Origin of the sequence: Micromonospora sp. BL1 (assembly GCF_003667485.1) — a bacterium.
Classification (GTDB): domain Bacteria; phylum Actinomycetota; class Actinomycetes; order Mycobacteriales; family Micromonosporaceae; genus Micromonospora; species Micromonospora tulbaghiae.
In genome coordinates this window covers 1-18638 of record NZ_RCVK01000202.1, presented here as the reverse complement: position 1 = coordinate 18638, position 18638 = coordinate 1, and the positions used below count along the sequence as shown (strand labels likewise).

The following is an 18638-nucleotide window of genomic DNA, read 5'->3' as shown; positions in this document are numbered from 1 at the left end:
ATGACCGCGTTCACCCGCGTCGACGACGCGCTCGGCGAGTTCACGCTGCGCCCGCTGGACCCCGACGCCGACGCCGCGCTGCTGCACCGCTGGGTCACCCACCCCAAGTCCGCGTTCTGGCTCATGCAGGACGCCGACGTGGACGCCGTCGCCGCCGAGTACCGGCGCATCGCCGACCACCCGCACCACGACGCGTACCTCGGGTCGTGGCGCGGCACCCCGGCGTTCCTGGCCGAGCGGTACGACCCGGCGCACGTCGAGCTGGTCGATCTCTACGACCCGGAGCCCGGCGACGTGGGCATGCACTTCCTCTGCGCGCCCGCCGACACGCCGGTCCACGGCTTCACCCGGGCCGTCATCACCACGGTGATGGCCTGGCTGTTCGCCGACCCGGCGACGCGCCGGGTGGTGGTGGAGCCGGACGTGCGCAACACCGCCGTGCACGCGCTCAACGCGGCAGTCGGCTTCTCCGTCGTCGGCCCGATCCGCAAGCCCGAGAAGGAGGCGCTGCTCAGCGTCTGCACCCGGGACCAGTTCCGGGCCGCCACCGGCGCGCCCGCCAGCGAGGAAGGGGCACCGGCGTGAACGCCAGCGCATCCGTGGACCACCTGACCCCCGAGGCGTGGGCGACGGCCAACCGGCTGCTGGTGCGCAAGGCGCTCGCCGAGTTCGCCCACGAGCGCCTGATCACCCCCGAGCCCGCCGGCCCGGGACAGTGGCTGGTGCGCAGCGACGACGGCACCGTCGAGTACCGGTTCGCCGCGCAGCGGCTGGCGCTCGACCACTGGCAGGTCGACGCGGACAGCATCGTGCGCCGCCGCGACGGCGCGGACCTGCCGCCCGACGCCGTCGACCTGTGCGTGGAGCTGCGCGGCGCGCTCGGCCTCACCGACGCGATCCTGCCGGTCTACCTGGAGGAGATCACCTCCACGCTGGCCGGGACCGCGTACAAGCTGGCCAAGCCCGCCGTGAGCGCCGCCGAGCTGGCCGCCGCCGACTTCCAGGCGATCGAGACCGGCATGACCGAGGGGCATCCCTGCTTCGTGGCCAACAACGGCCGCATCGGCTTCGGCGTGCACGAGTACCACGCGTACGCCCCGGAGGCCGCCGCGCCGGTACGGCTGCTCTGGCTCGCCGCGCACCGCGACCACACCACGTTCACCTGCGCCGACGACCTGGACTACGACACGCTGGTCCGGGCCGAGCTGGGCGAGGAGACGCTGGCCGGATTCACCGCCACGCTCACCGGGCTGGGCCTGGACCCGGCCGACTACCTGTTCGTCCCGGTACACCCGTGGCAGTGGTGGAACAAGCTCGCCGTCACGTTCGCCGGTGAGGTGGCCGCGCGCCGGCTGGTCTGCCTCGGCGAGGGGCCGGACGAATACCTCGCGCAGCAGTCCATCCGCACCTTCTTCAACGTCACCGACCCGGCGAAGCACTACGTGAAGACCGCGCTGTCGGTGTTGAACATGGGCTTCATGCGCGGGCTGTCCGCCGCGTACATGGAGGCGACGCCGGCCATCAACGACTGGCTGGCCGGGCTGATCGAGGGCGACCCGGTGCTCAAGCGCACCGGCCTGTCGATCATCCGGGAGCGGGCCGCGATCGGTTACCGGCACCGCCAGTACGAGGCGGCGACCGACAGGTACTCCCCGTACCGCAAGATGCTGGCGGCGCTGTGGCGGGAGAGCCCGGTGCCCGGGCTGGAACCCGGGCGGCGGCTGGCCACCATGGCCTCGCTGCTGCACCTGGACTCCGACGGGCGCTCGCTGGCCGCGGCGCTGATCGACGAGTCGGGGCTGGCCCCGGCCGACTGGCTGCGCCGCTACCTGGACGCCTACCTGGTGCCGCTGCTGCACAGCCTGTACGCCCACGACCTGGCGTTCATGCCGCACGGCGAAAACGTCATCCTGGTGCTGGACGGCGGCGTGGTGGAGCGGGTCGTGTTCAAGGACATCGCCGAGGAGATCGTGGTGATGGACCCGGACGCGGACCTGCCCGAGCGGGTGCGGCGGATCCGGGCCGCCATTCCGGAGGACGAGAAGATCCTGTCCATCTTCACCGACGTGTTCGACTGCTTCCTGCGGCACCTGAGCGCCGCCCTGCACACCCAGGGCGTGCTCGACCAGGACGGGTTCTGGCGCACGGTGGCCGAGTGCGCCGCCGGCTACGCCGCCACGGTGCCGCACCTGGCCGACCGGATGCGCCGGCACGACCTGTTCGCGCCGGAGTTCACGCTGTCCTGCCTCAACCGGCTCCAGCTGCGCAACAACCAGCAGATGGTGGACCTGTCCGACCCGTCGGCCGCGTTGCAGTTCGCCGGCACGCTGGTCAACCCGCTCGCCCCGTACGCGCCGCGCGACTGACGGGGACGACGAAGAAGCGGGCCGGCGCCGTGCGCCGGCCCGCTTCGACGGCGGTGGGGACGATCAGTTCTCCGCGCGTCCGGCCCGCCAGTAGCCCATGAACGCCACCGCGCACCGGTCCATGCCCCGCTCGGTGACCAGGTGCCGGCGCAGGCCGCGGATCACCGCCGCCTCCCCGGCCAGCCAGGCGTAGAGCGCCGCGCCGTCGGGCCGCTCCGGCACCTCCCAGAGGATGTCCCGGTCCACGTCCACCTCGGCCAGCGGCGGCGCGCCCGGTCCGGCCGGTACGGGCACCAGCCGGCCGGCCAGGCTCGTCACGGCCGGGGTGAGCCGGCTGCCGTGCGGGGCGCCGTCGCGGGGCAGCCAGGTCACCGTGACGCCGGCCGGCGCCGCGCAGGGCAGCTCGTCGCCGGTCTCCGGCACCTCCACGAGCGCGTGCCCGCGCGCGTCGGCGGGCAGCCGCTCCAGGATCGCGCAGATCGCCGGCGCGGCGGTCTCGTCGCCGGCGAGCAGCAGCGTGGCACCGGCCGGCGGCTGGAACTCGACGCCGCCGTGCGGGCCGTCCCACCCGGCGTCCGGGCCGACGACGGCGATCCGGTCGCCGAGGCGGGCCCGGCGTGCCCACCGGGTGGCCGGGCCGCCGTCGCCGTGCAGCGCCATGTCCACGTCCACCTCGTACGCCTCCGGCCGGACCGCGCGCACCGTGTAGGTGCGGATCGGGCTGCGCAGCCCGTCCGGCAGCTCCCGCCACCGCGGGAACCAGTCCGGCCCGTCGGGCAGCTCCCCCGGCGCCCCGTCGACCGGCGGCAGGGCCAGCTTGATCCGCTGGTCGTACCCGTTGTCGGCGAACCGGTCCAGGTCCGGGCCGGTGAGCGTCACCCGCAGGAAGGACGGGCCGAGCCGCCGCAGCGCGCGGACCTCAACGGTGAAGACTCGCCAGGGCGCGACGGCCAGGGTGCTGGTCATGCGTCATTCCTCTCACGGCCGGTGGGCGGTACGTCGGTGAACGGGCTAACGGGCGGCCGCCGCGGCGCGGGAACGCCACAGCAGCCAGACGAAGTACGGGGTGCCGATCAGGGCGGTGACCAGACCGGCGGGAACCTGGGCGGGGGCGATCACGCTGCGGCCGAGCGTGTCGGCGAGGCTGACCAGGGTGGCGCCGAGCAGCACCGCGACCGGCAGGACGCGGGTGTGCCGCCCGCCCACGAGGGCGCGGGCCGCGTGCGGCGCGACCAGGCCGACGAAGCCGATCACACCGACCGCCGACACGGCGGTGGCGGTGAGCAGCGCCGCCAGGCCGAGCGCGATCAGCCGGGCGCGTTCCAGCCGGACGCCGAGCACCCGGGGCGTGTCGTCGTCGAGCGCGAGCAGGTCCAGCTCGCGGCGCACGGCGGCCACCACCGGCAGCGCGATCATCAACGCGATCAGCACCGGCAGCACCTGCGGGGCGGTACGCCCGTAGGTGGAGCCGGACAGCCAGGTCAGCGCCTTGCCAGTGTTCCACGGGTCGGACGAGACCACGATGAACGTGATGACCGCCGTCCCGCCCTGCCAGACCGCGAACCCGATCAGCACCAGCCGGTCGGAGTTGAGGCCGCGCCGCCGCGCCAGGCCGTAGACCAGCGCGAACGCGGCGACCGCGCCGAGACCGGCGGCGCCGGACAGGGCGAGCACGCCGGCCATCGGCGCGAACGTCAGCAGCGACACCGCGCCGATGCCGGCGCCGCCGGTGATGCCGAGGATGCCCGGTTCGGCGAGCGGATTGCGGCACACCGCCTGCACCGTGGTGCCGGCCAGGGCCAGCGCGGCCCCGGCCAGCAGCGCCGCGGTGACCCGCGGCCAGCGGGCGTCCAGCACGAAGGTGTACGCCGGCCCGGTGCGGCCCTGCACCCAGTTGACGATGTCGCCGAGCAGCACCCACGTGTCACCGGCGAGCATGCCGAGCACCAGCGCGGCGGTGACGACGACCGCGCAGGCCGCGACGACGGCGGCGACGAAGCCGCGGGAGCGGACGGCGGCGTGGCCGCCGGGCGCCTGCCGGGTCGGCCCGGCGTCGCGGTGGCGGCGGGCCAGCCAGATCAGCAGCACCGCGCCGAAGAGCGTGGTCACCACGCCGGTGGGCACGTCGACACCGGCCTGCCCGCCGAGTACGGCGCGCAGCAGCACGTCGGAGCCGAGCACGATGACGACGCCGACGATGCCGGCCAGCGGCATCAGGATGCGGTGCCGGTGCACCTCGGGCACCCACCGGCCGAGCAGCCGGACGATCACCGGCGCGCCGAGGCCGACGAAGCCGATCGGCCCGGCCAGGGTGACCGCGGCGGCGGAGAGCAGCACTGCGAGCAGCACCACGATGAGCCGGGTCCGGCGCACGTTGAGCCCGAGCACGGTGGCGGTGTCGTCGCCGAGGGCGAGCAGGTCCAGCCGGTGCCCGAGCGTCACCAGCAGCAGCGCGGCGACCCCGATCACGGGGGCGAGCTGGGTGAACGCGGCGAGGTCGCCCTGCACGAGCGAGCCGTTGCCCCAGGCGAACAGGCCGATGGTGGACTGCTCGAACAGCAGCAGGAGCAGCATGGTCAGCGAGGCGAGCGCCATCGCGGTGGCCGAGCCGGCGAGGATGAGCCGGGTGGTGGCGGCCTGCCCGCCGGCCGAGAGCAGCATGACCAGGGAGGCGGCGGCGAGGCCGCCGCAGAACGCCAGGCCGCCCGAGGGCAGCGCCGGCAGCGCGATCCCGAACGCGGCGGTGGCGACGATCGCCAGGTGCGCGCCCGCGTTGACGGCGAGCGTGTCCGGCGAGGCGAGCGGGTTGCGGGTGGTCGACTGCAACGCCGCGCCGGCGAAACCGAGCGCGACGCCGACGGCCAGGCCGGTGAGCAGCCGGGGCAGGCGGGAGGCGACAAGGATCCGGGCGGCCTCGTCGTCGCCGCCGGTCAGCAGCCGGAGCAGGTCCAGCGCCCCCACCGACGACGTGCCCTGGGTGAGGTGCACCGCGGTGATCGCGACGAGCACCACGGCGGCGAGGGTGAACGCGCCGGCGACCCGGCTGCGCCGGACGGGCGGCGGCCCGACCGGGGCCGGCCGGGTGGCCGGCCCCGGCGGGGCGGGGGCGGTCATCGCGCTCAAGCCGTGTAGACCTTCACCAGCTCGTCGATGTACTGCTTGGCGGACAGCGTGCCGCCGAACGTCCAGATGCCGTTGGGCATCTTGTGCAGCTTGTTCTGCTGGACGAACGGCAGGGAGCGCCAGATCGCGTTGCCGGCGAGGCCGTCGGCGAACACGTCGTTGCCGTCCGAGGCGTTGTAGAAGAAGTGCAGGTCCTGGCTCTTGAGGACGTTCATGCCCTCGACGTCGGTCTGGCCCAGGCCCCACATCTCGTCGGTCTTGCCGGTCCAGGCGTTCTTGAGGCCGAGCTGGATGCCGAGCTGGGAGACGAACGCGCCCTGGCCGAACATCCGGATCGAGACGGTGCTGCCCTCCTTCCAGCCGTCGGCGATGGCGAACTGCTTGCCGGCCGCCCCGGCGTCGGCGATCTTCTTCTTGCCGTCGGCGAGCGCGGCGTCGAAGTCGGCGAGCAGCTTGTCCGCCTGGGCGGTCCGGCCGGTCGCGGTGGCGATCATCTTCAGGTCCGCGCGCATCCGGCCGATGTTGTCGGAGGCGTCGCTGCCCTTGGTGACCAGCACCGGGACGTACTTCTCCAGCTGGGTGACGACGGCGGAGCCGCGCTCGGCCTCCATCACCACGAGGTCCGGCTGGAGCGCGACGATGGAGTCGACGCTCGGCTCACCCCGGGTGCCGACGTCCTTGACGCCCGCGTCGAGCGGGGCGGCGGTCACCCAGGTGGCGTACCCCTTCGGGTCGGCCACGCCGACCGGCATCACGCCGAGGCCGACGAGCATCTCGACCTCGCCCCACTCCAGGCCGACGACCTTGGTGGCGGGGCTCTTGAGGGTGATGGTCTTGCCCCGGCTGTCGGTGACGGTGACCGGGCCGGTGGACGCGGCGTCGGAGGGGGACGGTGCGGCGGCGGGCTCCTCGGTGGTGCCGCAGCCGGCGATCAGCAGCGCGCTGGCCGCGGCGGCGGCGAGCAGGGTCAGGCGGGTACGCAACATCGGTTTCTCTTCTGTGGGCAGGAGTCGGTCAGGCGGAGACGCGGGTCGTGTGCCGGCCGACGGGACGAGTGGAGAGCAGGTTGGTGACCGGGTCGACAGTCACCTCGACGCGAATGCCGTACGCCTCGGTGAGCGCCGCCTCGGTGAACACCTCGTGCGGCGTGCCGGCGCCGCGGACGCGGCCTTCGTGCAGGAGCACGACCTGGTCGGCGACGGCCGCGGCCTGGTTCAGGTCGTGCAGCACCACACCGACGGCGACGCCGGCGGTGTCGGCGAGTTCGCGCATCAGGTCGAGGATCTCCACCTGGTAGCGCAGGTCCAGGAACGTGGTCGGCTCGTCCAGCAGCAGGATCGCGGTGTCCTGGGCCAGGCAGGTGGCCAGCCAGACCCGTTGCAGCTCGCCGCCGGACAGCTCGTCGACCGGCCGGCCGGCCATGCCGTCGACGCCCGTCACCCGCATGGCCCGGTCGATCGCGGCCGGTCCGTCGAGGTCGTTCGCGCGCCACCGCTGGCGGTACGGGTGCCGGCCGTACCCGACCACGTCGCGCACCGTCACCCCGCTGGGGGTGGGGCGGCTCTGCGCGAGCAGCGTGACCCGGCGGGCGAAGTCCCGGGCGGACAGCGCCCGGGCCGGCGTGCCGTCGGCCAGCACGATCTCGCCGTGCTCCAGCGGGTGCAGGCGGGCCAGCCCGCGCAGCAGCGTCGACTTGCCGCTGCCGTTCGGGCCGACCAACGCGGTCACCGCCGCGGGCCGAAGCGTGATGGCGGCGTCGTGCACCACCGTCGTGCCGTGGTAGCCCAGCCGCAGGTCGCTGCCGCTCAAGCCGTCGGCTCGCACCGTTCTGCTCGTCACGGAGGTTAGGCTAACCTAAGCGCTGATCACGCTGTCAAGCCGGTCCTTCGGTCGGATTCCGCGGCCCGGCGCACATTGACACCCGGCGCGTGGCGCGCGGTCACGTCGCGGTAGGCCGCGGCGACCCCGGCCAGTCCCCGCCCCAGCTCGGCGCCGCGCACCCCGGCGTACCCGATGACCAGCGCCGGGGGCCGGTCGTCGGCGCGCAGGGCGTAGAACCGGCCGCCGCGCACCAGCACGGACCGGCGCCGCGCGGCCGCCACCATGGACTCCTCGGCGCACCAGCGGGGCAGCACCAGGTACGTCTGGAGGCCACCACTGGCGTCGAGCGGCGCCACGCCGGGCAGATGGCGTGCGACGTGCTGGCGTACCGCCTGGCCGCGGCGCTGGAACTCGGCCCGCAGCCGGCGCAGGTGCCGGTCGAACGCGCCGGTGTCCACGAGCCGGGCGAAGGCGAGCTGGTCCAGCCCGGAACAGCCGATGTCCCAGCCGGCCCGGACCCGCTCGATCGAGGCGGCCAGCCCGGTCGGCGCGGCCAGCCAGCCGAGCCGCAGCGCCGGGGCGAGAACCTTGCTGGCACTGCCGGCGTACACCACCCGGTCCGGCGCGACGCTCTGCAACGCGGGCATCCGCTGCGCCGGCGCCACGAACGCGGCGTCGAAGTCGTCCTCGACGACGTACCCGTCCACCGCACGCGCCCAGTCGACGAGCTGCTCCCGGCGCCGCCGGCTCAGCGGCGCACCGGTGGGGAACTGGCTGGCCGGGGTGGTGAGCACGGCCCGTACGCCGGTCGCGGCCAGCTCGCCGACGCGGATGCCCTCCCGGTCCACCGGCACACCGACCGGCCGCAGCCCGGCGTCGGCGATGAACGCCCACTCCCCCGGGTGCCCGGGATCCTCCACGCCGATCGCCTCGTGTCCCTGGTCGCGCAGCACCCGGCAGAGCAGCGCCAGCCCCTGGGCGAAGCCGGAGGTGATCATCAGGTGCTCGGGGCGGACGCGGACGCCCCGGACCCGGCCCAGGTAGCCGGCGAGCGTGCGGCGGACCGCCGGCAGGCCGGACGGCGGGGCGTAGCCCAGTTCCTGCGGCCCGGCCGAGCGGAGCACCGAGCTGACGCAGCGGATCCAGTCCTGGCGCGGGAACGTGGACACGTCGGTGCCGCCGGCGCGCAGGTCCCACACCTCGGGCGCGGGTGCCTCGTCGGAGGTGAGCGCGGAGGCGACGCCGGCGTGCGCGGAGTCCGCCACCGAGGTGCCGGAGCCGCGCTGCGAGGTCAGGTAGCCCTCGGCGCAGAGCTGCTCGTACGCCTCGACGACCACGGTGCGGGACACGCCGAGGTCCGTCGCGAGCTGACGGGTCGACGGCACGCGCGTCCCGGGGCGCAGCGTGCCGTCGGTGATCCGCCCGCGCAGAGCGTTGCGGAGCTGCGCCGACAACGTTTCACGCGCATCGCCGTCAATTGACAGATTCAGATGCCACACCGATTGGTCCTCTCCCCGGTCTCCGAAGTGGTATGGACAGCGGGAACCGCACTTGGTGAAAGTGTTTCCCGGGACCGCAACCGATTCCCGGCCGCAACCGGGGGGTGCCGCGCGTCCTTTTCAACGGGGGAAGTCCGATCTGTCACCGAACGCGGTCCAGCCGGTCCGCGTCGGGACATCCGGGCTGCTCAAAGGGGGGTTCCACAGTGTCCTCATTGTCGACCACGGTGGGCGCGGAAACCGCAGACCACCGTTCGGAGACGCCGGGACGCACGACGCCGACCGGCCGCATTCCGATTTCCGTGACCTCAATCACACTGCCGTCGATCGATCCGCTCACGTTGTACACCGCATTGACACAAAGCCATGCCGCACACGACGCGTACCTCTTCGAAAGCCTGGACGGACCGGCCGCCGACCGGCAGGCCGCGGCGGTGGGCTGGGGCCGTCTCGCCGAGCTGCGGTTCCTGGCCGACGGGTGCGAGCTGGCCGCCGCCGGGCCGCTGGGCGACGCGCTGGGCGCGGTGGTCACCGGCGTCCTCGGCGCACCGGCCCGGCGGCAGGGCACCACGTCCGCCTGGCACGTGCCCGGCCCGGCGCAGCTCTGGTCGGTGGTCCGCGCCGTGCAGCGCGCCTTCACCGTCGAGACGCCCGTGCCGGCCGACCGGTTCGCCTTCGGCTTCCTCACCACCCTGGCCTACGAGGCCGCCCGCGACATGGACGAGCTGACCCTCGGCCGGGCCGACGACGACCTCCCCCGGTTCGCGCTGACGCTGTTCCGGCACACCGTCTGGTGGGACCTGCGGGCCGGCACCGCGCACCAGTTGCACGCCACCGGCCCGCACCTCCCGCCGCAGCCGGCGCCGCCGGTGACGCGGCTGCTCACCGGCGCGCCCGGCGACCAGCCGCCGCCACCCGCGCCCACGCCGGCCCGGGTACGCGACACCGTCGACGAGGAGACGTTCGCCGAACGCGTGCGGCGCTGCCTGCGGCACATCCGGGTCGGCGACAGCTACCAGGTGCAGATCGGCCACCGCATCGAGGTGGAGACCGCCCTCACCCCGCTGGACGTCTACCGGCGCCTGCGGCACCGCAGCCCGTCGCCGTACATGTACCTGGCGCCCTGGGCCGGGCGCACCGTGATCGGTGCCAGCCCGGAGCTGTTCCTGCGCCTGAGCGGCGACCGGCTGTCGATGCGCCCGATCGCCGGCACCGCCGCCCGCTCGGCCGACCCGCTGACCGATCGCCGCCGGGTGGCCGAGCTGCGGGCCAGCGACAAGGAGCGCGCCGAGCACGTCATGCTCGTCGACCTGTGCCGCAACGACATCGGCCGGGTCTGCGAGCCGGGCACGCTGTCGGTGGACGCGATGCTCGACGTCGAGCCGTTCGCGTACGTGCACCATCTGGTCTCCACCGTCTCCGGCCGCCTCGACGACGGCGCCGACGTGTGGGCGGCGGTCCGCGCCGCGTTCCCGGCCGGCACCATGACCGGCGCGCCGAAGCTGCGGTCGATGGAGATCATCGACGGGCTGGAGGCGGCACCCCGGGGCATCTACGCGGGCGCGATCGGCCTGGTCGACGTCCGCGGGTTCGCGGTGCTCGCGCTCTGCATCCGCACCGTCGTGCACGACGGCCACCGCTACCACACCCAGGCGTCCGCCGGCGTGGTCGCCGACTCCACACCAGCCGCCGAGTGGCGGGAGACGCTGGCCAAGATGAGCGCCGCCTACTGGGCCCTGACCGGCGAGGAGCTGCTGCCGTGAAGGTCCTGCTCGTCGACGCGTACGACAGCTTCACCCACATCATCGACCAGTACCTGCGCACGCTCGGCGCCCGGACGGTCGTGGTCCGGTCGCGCGTGCGCAGCCCCCGGCAGCTCGCCGCGCTGCGCCCGGACGCGGTGGTGCTCGGACCCGGGCCCGGCCACCCCGGCGACTCCGGCCACGTCGAGCTGGTCCATGCCTTCGCCGGCCGGGTGCCGCTGCTCGGCGTCTGCCTCGGCCACCAGGCGATCGGCCTGGCGTACGGCGGCACGATCGCGGTGGCGCGGCACCTGATGCACGGCAAGACCAGCGAGGTCACGCACGACGGCCGGGGCGTCTACGCCGGGGCGGCGGCGCCGCTGACCGTCACCCGGTACCACTCGCTGATCGTCGACGACCCGGTGCCGCCCTCGCTGGAGGTGGCCGCCCGCTCCGGCGACGACGGCTACGTGATGGGCTTGCGCCACCGCACGCTCGCCGTCGAGGGGGTGCAGTTCCATCCGGAGAGCGTGACCACCCAGGACGGGCTGCGGTTGTTCGACAACTTCCTGCGCGGCGTACCGGCGGCGCTGCCGGTCGCCGGCTGAGCGGCGGAGACCGATCATGTCCGACTCCCCTCCCCCGCTCGCCGTGGTCACCGGCGGCGCGGGCGGCATCGGCCGGGCCGTCACCGCCGCCCTGACCCGGGCCGGGCACCGGGTGCTCAGCGTCGACCGCGAGCCGGCCGCCGACCCGTCGGCGTACGCGGCGCTCGTCGCCGACCTGGCCGTGCCGGAGCAGGCGCAGCGGCTGCTGGACGACGTGCACGAGCGGCACGGCCTGCCCGCCGTGCTGGTCAACAACGCCGGCGTCTACCCGGCCCGGGACTTCCTCGACTACGACCCGCGCACGTACGCCGAGGTGCTGGACACCAACCTCGGCGCGACGTTCTTCGGCACGCTCGCGTACGCCCGGGCGCTGGTGGCCGCCGGGCGTCCGGGCACCGTGGTCAACGTCGCCTCGATCAGCGGCCGGATCGGCAGCCCGGACGCCGCGTACGGCGCTTCGAAGGGCGCTGTCGTCGCGCTCACCCGCAGCCTCGGCCGGGCGCTGGCCGCGCACCGCATCCGGGTCAACGCGGTGGCCCCCGGGCTGGTCGAGACGCCGATGGCCGCCCGGATCCCGGCGGCCCGCCGGGACGACTACCGGGCCCGCATCCCGGCCGGCCGCTTCGGCGCCCCGGACGAGATCGCCGCCGCCGTCGCCTGGCTGGCCGGCCCGGACAGCAGCTACGTCACCGCCTCCGTGCTGGACGTCGACGGCGGCCTGCACTGACGCACACCGAGAGGACCCCGATCCATGTGGCTTCCCACCACCGGCCCGGCGGCCGGCTTCGCCGCCGACTACCTGCGCCTGCACCGCGCGTTCTACGACCGCACGCTCACCGACGAGCAGCTCGGTGACTGGCGGGACCGGCAACTGCGCCGGGTGCTCGACCAGGTCGGCACCGGCTCGCCGTTCTACGCCCGGCACCTCGCCGGGATCGACCTGACCACGATCACCCCGGCCACGCTCGACCGGCTGCCCTTCACCACGAAGGCGCACCTGCGCGAGGAGATGCTCGACGTGCTCAGCCGCCCGCTGGCCGAGGCCGTCTTCTTCTACGAGACCACCGGCACGACCGGGCCCGCCACGCCGTGCCCCCGCGACGGCCGCGAGGTGGTGGCCAGCAACGCCCACGTCACCGAGTCCTGGGCGTCGATCTTCCGCCACCACTTCGGCGAACACGCGCCCCGGGTCGGGCTGATGGGCCCGACCGAGGTGCACTCGTTCGGCGACACGCTCGGCGACGTGGCCCGCAACACCGGCGCGATGAACGCCAAGATCTGGCCGTACTCGCCGGTGATCGGGTTCGCCAAGGCCCTCCAGCTCATGCGGGACCTGGAACTGGAGGTGATCTGCTGCACGCCGGGCGTGGCGCTGATGCTGGCCAAGGCCGCCGAGCACCACGGCTACCGGCTGCGCGAGGACTTCGCGGTCAAGCTGCTGTTCGTCACCGGCGAGATGTGCACGCCCGCGCTCGCGCACAACCTGGAGTCGGTCTGGGGCGCGGACGTCTACAACATCCTGTACGGCTCGCAGGAGGCGTTCGTGATCGCCACCGCCTGCCGCAACAAGCGGATGCACCTGTCCCAGACCAACTACCTGATCGAGGTGGTCGACCCGGAGACCGGCGCGTCGCACGGCCCGCGCGGCACCGGCGAGCTGACCGTGACCATGCTGGTCGACGGCGTGAAGCCGCTGATCCGCTACCGCACCGGCGACGCGGTGGTGGTCGGCGCGTCGGACTGCGACTGCGAGATGCCCGGCGACCTGGTGCAGATCGTCGGGCGGACGCTCGACCGCATCGACCTGGGCGGGCAGCGGCGTACCGCCGGGCAGATCGAGAGCGCGGTGCTCACCGGCGTCACCGGCTCGGCCGGCTACCAGGTGGTGATCGACAACGACCCGGCCGGCGGCGACCGGCTCACCGTCCGGCTGGAGCTGCTCAAGGACCTGGTGGACGACCCGGCCGCGGTGGCCGACGGGGTGCGCCGGCGGGCCGCCGCCGCGCTCGGCGTGCCGGTGGAGGTCGAGCTGAGCGACGGGCTGGACCCGATCGTCAGCACCGGGGCGTTCGTGAGCTGGAAGGCCGCGCGGATCGTGGACCGGCGGGTCGCCGACGACCACGAGACCCGGGTGGCCCGGCGGATGGCGGGCAGGCGTGGCTACGACACCTGACACCACGGCGACACCCGACACCACAGCCGCCGAGCCGGTGCCCGCGCTGCCCGGGCCGCTCGCCGGGGCGTACGGGCGGCGGTGGCGGACGGTGGTGGACCGGTGGGCGGGCCACCCCGGCACGGCGGTGGCGACGCTCGGCCCGGCCGGCACGTCCAGCCACCTGACCGCCGCGTTCCTGGCCGAGCGGCACGGCCTGCGCATCGAGCTGTGCGACACGTTCGACGAGGTGCTCGGCGCGCTCGTGGAACGCCGCGTGGACCAGGCGCTGGTGCCGAGCGCGTACCAGGGCGCCACCCGCTTCCACTGGCACCGCGACCTGCGTCTGGACGCCTACTTCGCGCAGGCCACCCCGGAGTACGGCATCGCGGCGCGAAAGCGGGACGCGCCGCCGGGCGACGGGGAGGTCACCGTCGCCGCGCTGTGGGAGGTCCGGCGAATCTTCGCCGACCTCGCCCCGCCCGCGCTGCGCGACCGTCCGATGCGGTGGCTCGACGCCGAGTCCACCCAGCACGCCGCCGAGCTGCTCGCCGCCGGGGCCGCCGACCTCGCGGTGACGAACGCCCCGGGGGTACGCCGGCACGCGCTGCGCTGGGTTGTCCGCCGCCCCGGCGCGGAGATCGTCTGGCTGCTCTTCGGCCACCGCCGCCCGCACCTTCGAGGAGAACCGGAGTGACAGTCGTGTCCCGACGAACGTTGCTGCACCGCGCCACCGTCCAGGAAGGGCTGGGGGTGGCGTCCCGGCCGCACCACAGCGTGCTGCTCGACGGGGAGCGGATCGTCGCGGTGCTGCCCGAGGCGCAGGCGCCGCTGCACGACCCGGACGTCGACGTGCTGGACCTGGACGGGCGGACCGTGATGCCGGGCATGACGCTCGGCCACACCCACATCGCCTACCTGAACGTGCTCGACGGCCGGGAGACGCTGTTCAAGCACTCGATCCCGGAGGTGACGCTGGGCGCGGCGGCGAACGCGGCGGAGATGCTCCGGCTGGGCTACACCGCGTTCGTCGGCGCCGGCTCGGTGGCCGGCATCGACATGGCGCTGCGCCGGGCGATCGACGCCGGGCGGCTGCCCGGACCGCGGATCACGCCGTGCAGCCGGGACCTGATGGTCTCCGGGCCGCCCCAGCGGCGTAATCCGGCGGTCAGGCAGCGCATCCCCACCGACCTGATGCGGCTGGCCGACACCCCGGAGGAGCTGGTCGAGTACGTCGACACCGAGGTCGCCCAGGGCGCCGAGATCATCAAGGTGTTCTCCACCGGCGACGACACGTTCCCCAACGGCCGCTCGCACGAGCTGCTGTTCACCGCCGAGGAGCTGGTGGTCGCGGCCAACGCCGCACACGAGCGGGGGGTACGGATCCGGGCGCACTCGCGCGGGCTGGGCGGCATCCGCAACGCGATCGCCGCCGGGGTGGACGTGATCGACCACGCCACGTACGCCGACGACGCGGCGCTGGAGGCGATCGCCGAGCGCGGCATCTTCGTGGTGCCGAGCCTGCACCAGCCGCACCGGCTGCTCACCACCGGCACCGCGCACGGCAAGACCCCGGAATACCTGGAGACGCTGGAGTTCCGGGCCGAGGTGGAGAACACGCTGCGGATCCTGCCGCTGATGGTGGAGATGGGCATCCCGATCGTGGCCGGTGACGACTTCGGCTTCGCCTGGACCCCGCACGGCCGGTACGCCGAGGAGCTGGAGACGTACGTGAGCATGGCCGGCATCCCCGCGCCGACGGTGCTGACCTGGGCCACCGCCAACGGCGCGCGGCTGGCCGGGCGCGGCGACGAGGCCGGGACGGTGCAGCCGGGCCGGCTGGCCGACCTGGTGGTCACCGACGGCGACCCGGCGCGGGACATCACAGTGCTGGGGCGGCCGGAGGCGATCGAGCTGGTCCTGCTGGGCGGGCGGGTGGTCGCCGGGGACGCCGCCGCCTACCGGGACCGCCGGCCGGCCGGGGTGGCCTGATGCGGCCGGCGCGGCAAAGCGGCCCACAGTCCCGGATTGGCCTCACCGGATCGGCGGGGATTGGCCACAACCGGTGGCGGCGCCGCTTCGTACGGTCGGGGCGACCGTGTGAACCGAACCGACGGGGATGACGATGACCCAGCTCAGCGACGGCGCCGACCGGCTGTCCGTCCGGATCGACGACCGGGTGACGGCGAGCGTGCCGGACTACGTCCTCGGCCTGCTCGCCGTGCCGGCGATCGAGGTCGGGCCGGCCCACCCGGCCGTGGCGCGGCGTCTGACCGCCGCCGAGGACGCGCTGCACCGGGCCGGCCTGGACAAGGCCGGGGTGTCCGAGCTGCCGGGCATCGCCGGGTGGCGGGCGGCGTACCGGGCGGTGGCGGTGAACCCGAACCGGTTCCCGTGCGCCGCCGAGTCGATCGCCCGGCGGGTGGCCCGGGGCGACCGGCTGCCCCGGATCAACGCGCTCGTGGACCTCTGCAACGCCGTCTCGCTGGACTCGGCGCTGCCGGTGGCCTCGTGCGCGGTGGACGACATCGCGGCGGTCGCCGTCCGGCCGGCCGACGGCACCGAGACGTACCTGCCGCTGGGCGCGCCCGACGCGCCGGAACGGCCCGAACCGGGCGAGATCGTCTACGCCGACGACCACGGGCGGGCCCACTCCCGGCGCTGGAACTGGCGCCAGGGCCACCTGGTCCGCACCGACCAGGGCCGGCGGCGGCTGCTGCTCACCGTCGAGGCGGCCCACCCGGGCGGCCGGGCGGAGGTGGAGGCGGCGCTGGACCGGCTCGACGCCGTGCTCGGCGAGCTGACCGCCGCGCCCCGGCACCGGGCGGTGCTGGACCGGGACACCCGCGACGCCGTGTTCGCCGTCGAGGCCCCGCTCAGCCCCGCCGGCACCCCGGGAGGCCGCTCGTGAAACGCGCGATCCTGATCGTCTACCGGCCCGCGGCCGGCCGCTACGCCGCCCAGTTCCGCAGCGTGGTCGCCGCGGCCACCGACCTCGGCGTGGACAGCCTGGTGCTGCTGCCCACCGGCCAGCCGGCGCCGGAGACCGCCGGCCTGTCCTGCCACCGGGCCGACCTGGACGACCCGGACGCGGTCCGGGCGGCGGTCGCGGCGATCGTCGCCGACCGCCCGGTCGAGCGGATCTTCCCGCTGTTCGAGGGCGACGTGCTGACCGCCGCGCGGTGCCGGCGCGACCACGGCATCCCCGGCCTGGACCCGGAGCAGGCGCTCGCCTTCCGGGACAAGAACGTGATGCACCGCCGCGCGGTGGAGCTGGGTGTGCCGGTGGCTCGCTCCTGCCGCCCGGACACCGTCGGCGCGGTCGCCGAGTTCGCCGCCGAGGTGGGCTGGCCGGTCGTGGTCAAGCCGTACGCCGGCTGGGCCTGCGGCGACACCCACCGGGTGGACTCGGCCGACGACCTGGCCCGGGTGTGGCCGCTGGTGGCCGACGCGCGCCACGACTACCGGGTCGAGGAGTACGTCCGCGGCGCGGAGTACCACGTCGACTCGCTGCTGCGCGACGGCGAGGTGGTCTTCGAGCAGCTCTCCCGCTACACGTACTCGGTGCTGGAGTTCCGCGACGAGCCCGGCGGCACGATCTCCCGCAAGCACGACCTGACCCCCGCGGAGCAGCGCATCCTGTCCGCCAACGCGGGGCTCCTGCGCGGCTTCGGCATGCGTACCGGCGTCGCGCACGTGGAGTTCTTCCTCCGCGACGACGGCGAGGTGGTCTTCGGCGAGGCGGCGGCCCGGGCCGGCGGCGGGTCGATCGTCCCGGCCATCGAGGCCGGGCGCGGCATCAACCTGGCCGGCGAGTGGTGCCGGCTGGAACTGGACCCCGGGCACCGGACCGCCGCCGCGCTGGGCGCGGAGACCGGCACCGAATACCTCTGCTCCGACCGGTACGGCCGGATCACCGCGATCACCACCGCCGACGAGCTGCGGGCGCTGGACTCGGTCCTCGACGCCGACGTGTGGAAGGGCGTCGGCGACGTGCTCGCCCCGCCGACCGCCTCCAACGACGTGCTCGGCTGGTACGTCTGCGAGGGCCGGGACTTCGACGACGTACGGGCCCGGTTCAAGACCATCCGGGACGCCTTCCAGGTGCGTACCGAACCGGCCGGGGAGGCGTCATGTGGCTGAGCCGGTTCCGGGCGCTGCCCCGCCCGCTGCGGATGCTGGTGCTCGCCTCGTTCATCAACCGCGCGGGCATGTTCGTCTTCCCGCTGCTCGCGGTCTACCTGGTGCGCAGCCGGGGGTTGAGCACCGGCGAGGCGGGCGTGCTGATCTCGGTCGGCAGCACCGGCCTGCTCGCCGGGAGCCTGCTCAGCGGCCCGGTCTGCGCCCGCGCCGGCCGGCGGGCCGCGCTGGTGTCCAGCCTGCTGCTCAACGCGGCCGGCTACCTGGGGCTGGCGGTGCTGGACGGCCCGCCGTGGACATACGCGGCGCTGCTGTTCGTCGCGCTCGTCGGCATGGGCATGTTCGCGCCCGCGGCCAACACGCTGATCGCCGACCTCGCCGAACCCGAGCAGCGGCCGTTCGCGTACACGGTCAGCTACATCGCCAACAACCTCGGCATGGGCGTCGGGCCGCTGCTGGGCGGCCTGGCCGCCGCGTACTCGTACGGGCTGATGTTCGCCGGGAACATCCTGCTCGGGCTGCTCGCGGCGCTCACCATCCGGCTCAGCGTGCCCGCCGACACCCGCCGCGACGCGGCCGGGACACCGGCGAAGGCCGGGCTGCGCCGGGCGGCGCTGCGGCGCGACCTGGACGTCGCGGTGCTGGTGGTGCTCTCGTTCTGCTACGTGGCGCCGCTGATCGGGCTGGAGTACACGCTGCCGCTGGCGGTCACCGGGGTGCTGAACTCGTCGGTGGCGGTGGTCGGCGCGGTCTACACGATCAACAGCATCGTCGTGGTGGGCGCCGGCATGCTGATCGAGAAGCGGATCAAGGCGTACCCGACGCGCACGCTGCTCGTCGTCGCCGGCCTGCTCTGGTCGGCCGGGATGGCGGTGCTGGTGTTCGCGTTCTCGCTGCCCGCCGTGCTGCTGTCCACAGTCGTCTGGACGCTCGGCGAGATCATCGCCTCGGTGGTGGTGCCCACCTACATCGCCGACCACGTCGAACCACGCCGGGTCAGCGCCTTCATGGCGCTCAACGGTTTCGTGCTCAGCTCCGCCCGGCTGGTGGTGCCGATGGGGCTGGGCTTCGTCTGGCAGGCGCACGGCCACCGGCCCGTGCTGCTCCTGCTGCTGCTGACCCCGCTGGCCGGCGTCCTCGCGTTCGCCGCGCTGCGGATCCGGCCCGAGGCCCGGCCGGTGCCGGAG

The 18638-nt window shown here is 74.4% G+C and carries 17 protein-coding genes; 11 read left to right on the top strand and 6 right to left on the bottom strand.

Translation table 11 applies throughout. The features are described from left to right. Together EAD96_RS10480 and EAD96_RS10475 are read left to right on the top strand one after the other, a co-directional pair. Positions 1-585, top strand: a complete 585-nt coding sequence (locus EAD96_RS10480) for a GNAT family N-acetyltransferase (RefSeq protein WP_199733124.1) — start codon at positions 1-3, stop codon at positions 583-585. Next, positions 582-2366, top strand: a complete 1785-nt coding sequence (locus tag EAD96_RS10475) for an IucA/IucC family siderophore biosynthesis protein (protein WP_121684133.1) — start codon at positions 582-584, stop codon at positions 2364-2366. Before EAD96_RS10480 ends, EAD96_RS10475 begins: the two co-directional genes overlap by 4 nt. Positions 2367-2429: 63 nt before the next feature. Here the strand turns inward: EAD96_RS10475 and EAD96_RS10470 are convergent, their stop codons facing one another. From EAD96_RS10470 to EAD96_RS31500, 6 genes are all read right to left on the bottom strand, one after another. Beyond that, positions 2430-3332 (bottom strand): siderophore-interacting protein, encoded by a 903-nt coding sequence (locus EAD96_RS10470; protein WP_120570362.1) that lies wholly within the window; start codon positions 3330-3332, stop codon positions 2430-2432. Positions 3333-3377: 45 nt separating this feature from the next. Continuing rightward, the gene (locus EAD96_RS10465) at positions 3378-5480 is read right to left on the bottom strand and encodes an iron ABC transporter permease (RefSeq protein WP_121684132.1); all 2103 of its coding nucleotides are present in this window, start codon (positions 5478-5480) and stop codon (positions 3378-3380) included. A 5-nt stretch (positions 5481-5485) separates the two neighbouring features. Continuing rightward, positions 5486-6475 carry an iron-siderophore ABC transporter substrate-binding protein gene (locus tag EAD96_RS10460; protein WP_047891049.1) on the bottom strand — a complete coding sequence of 330 codons (990 nt, stop codon included), beginning with the start codon at positions 6473-6475 and terminating at the stop codon, positions 5486-5488. 28 nt (positions 6476-6503) lie between these two features. After that, positions 6504-7313, bottom strand: a complete 810-nt coding sequence (locus tag EAD96_RS10455) for an ABC transporter ATP-binding protein (RefSeq protein WP_047891048.1) — start codon at positions 7311-7313, stop codon at positions 6504-6506. A 41-nt stretch (positions 7314-7354) separates the two neighbouring features. Continuing rightward, on the bottom strand, positions 7355-8764 hold the full coding sequence (locus EAD96_RS10450) for a PLP-dependent aminotransferase family protein (RefSeq protein ID WP_233585625.1): 1410 nt from the start codon (positions 8762-8764) through the stop codon (positions 7355-7357). Positions 8765-8951: 187 nt separating this feature from the next. After that, a complete protein-coding gene (locus EAD96_RS31500) occupies positions 8952-9149 on the bottom strand; it encodes a hypothetical protein (RefSeq protein ID WP_233585623.1) in 198 nt (65 codons plus the stop codon). Positions 9150-9162: 13 nt separating this feature from the next. Between EAD96_RS31500 and EAD96_RS10445 the strand changes: the two genes are divergently transcribed. The 9 genes from EAD96_RS10445 to EAD96_RS10405 all read left to right on the top strand — a co-directional run. Then, positions 9163-10572, top strand: coding sequence for an anthranilate synthase component I family protein (locus EAD96_RS10445; RefSeq protein ID WP_233585621.1), 1410 nt, complete (start codon positions 9163-9165; stop codon positions 10570-10572). Next, on the top strand, positions 10569-11159 hold the full coding sequence (locus EAD96_RS10440; protein WP_121684130.1) for an aminodeoxychorismate/anthranilate synthase component II: 591 nt from the start codon (positions 10569-10571) through the stop codon (positions 11157-11159). The genes EAD96_RS10445 and EAD96_RS10440 overlap by 4 nt, the downstream gene beginning before the upstream one ends. A gap of 16 nt (positions 11160-11175) precedes the next feature. Then, positions 11176-11886, top strand: coding sequence for an SDR family NAD(P)-dependent oxidoreductase (locus EAD96_RS10435; protein ID WP_120570366.1), 711 nt, complete (start codon positions 11176-11178; stop codon positions 11884-11886). 24 nt (positions 11887-11910) lie between these two features. Then, positions 11911-13332: a phenylacetate--CoA ligase family protein gene (locus EAD96_RS10430; RefSeq protein ID WP_121684129.1), complete on the top strand. Its 1422-nt coding sequence runs from the start codon at positions 11911-11913 to the stop codon at positions 13330-13332. After that, on the top strand, positions 13316-14008 hold the full coding sequence (locus tag EAD96_RS10425) for a prephenate dehydratase (RefSeq protein WP_233585619.1): 693 nt from the start codon (positions 13316-13318) through the stop codon (positions 14006-14008). The genes EAD96_RS10430 and EAD96_RS10425 overlap by 17 nt, the downstream gene beginning before the upstream one ends. Beyond that, positions 14005-15303: an amidohydrolase family protein gene (locus EAD96_RS10420; RefSeq protein ID WP_121684128.1), complete on the top strand. Its 1299-nt coding sequence runs from the start codon at positions 14005-14007 to the stop codon at positions 15301-15303. The genes EAD96_RS10425 and EAD96_RS10420 overlap by 4 nt, the downstream gene beginning before the upstream one ends. Before the next feature lie 133 nt (positions 15304-15436). After that, entirely contained in the window at positions 15437-16222 is a 786-nt protein-coding gene (locus tag EAD96_RS10415) for a B3/4 domain-containing protein (RefSeq protein WP_121684157.1), read from the top strand. Further along, positions 16219-17454 (top strand): ATP-grasp domain-containing protein, encoded by a 1236-nt coding sequence (locus tag EAD96_RS10410; RefSeq protein WP_121684127.1) that lies wholly within the window; start codon positions 16219-16221, stop codon positions 17452-17454. The genes EAD96_RS10415 and EAD96_RS10410 overlap by 4 nt, the downstream gene beginning before the upstream one ends. Further along, the coding region (locus EAD96_RS10405; RefSeq protein ID WP_147457863.1) for an MFS transporter at positions 17445-18638 on the top strand (1194 nt) is incomplete at its 3' end. The genes EAD96_RS10410 and EAD96_RS10405, both read left to right, overlap by 10 nt.

Excerpts from the sequence above, each read along its gene's own strand:
- EAD96_RS10480 (WP_199733124.1), top strand. The coding sequence starts at position 1 with ATGACCGCGTTCACCCGCGTCGACGACGCGCTCGGCGAGTTCACGCTG.
- EAD96_RS10470 (WP_120570362.1), bottom strand. The coding sequence starts at position 3,332 with ATGACCAGCACCCTGGCCGTCGCGCCCTGGCGAGTCTTCACCGTTGAG.
- EAD96_RS10465 (WP_121684132.1), bottom strand. The coding sequence starts at position 5,480 with ATGACCGCCCCCGCCCCGCCGGGGCCGGCCACCCGGCCGGCCCCGGTC.
- EAD96_RS10460 (WP_047891049.1), bottom strand. The coding sequence starts at position 6,475 with ATGTTGCGTACCCGCCTGACCCTGCTCGCCGCCGCCGCGGCCAGCGCG.
- EAD96_RS10435 (WP_120570366.1), top strand. The coding sequence starts at position 11,176 with ATGTCCGACTCCCCTCCCCCGCTCGCCGTGGTCACCGGCGGCGCGGGC.
- EAD96_RS10430 (WP_121684129.1), top strand. The coding sequence starts at position 11,911 with ATGTGGCTTCCCACCACCGGCCCGGCGGCCGGCTTCGCCGCCGACTAC.
- EAD96_RS10415 (WP_121684157.1), top strand. The coding sequence starts at position 15,437 with ATGACCCAGCTCAGCGACGGCGCCGACCGGCTGTCCGTCCGGATCGAC.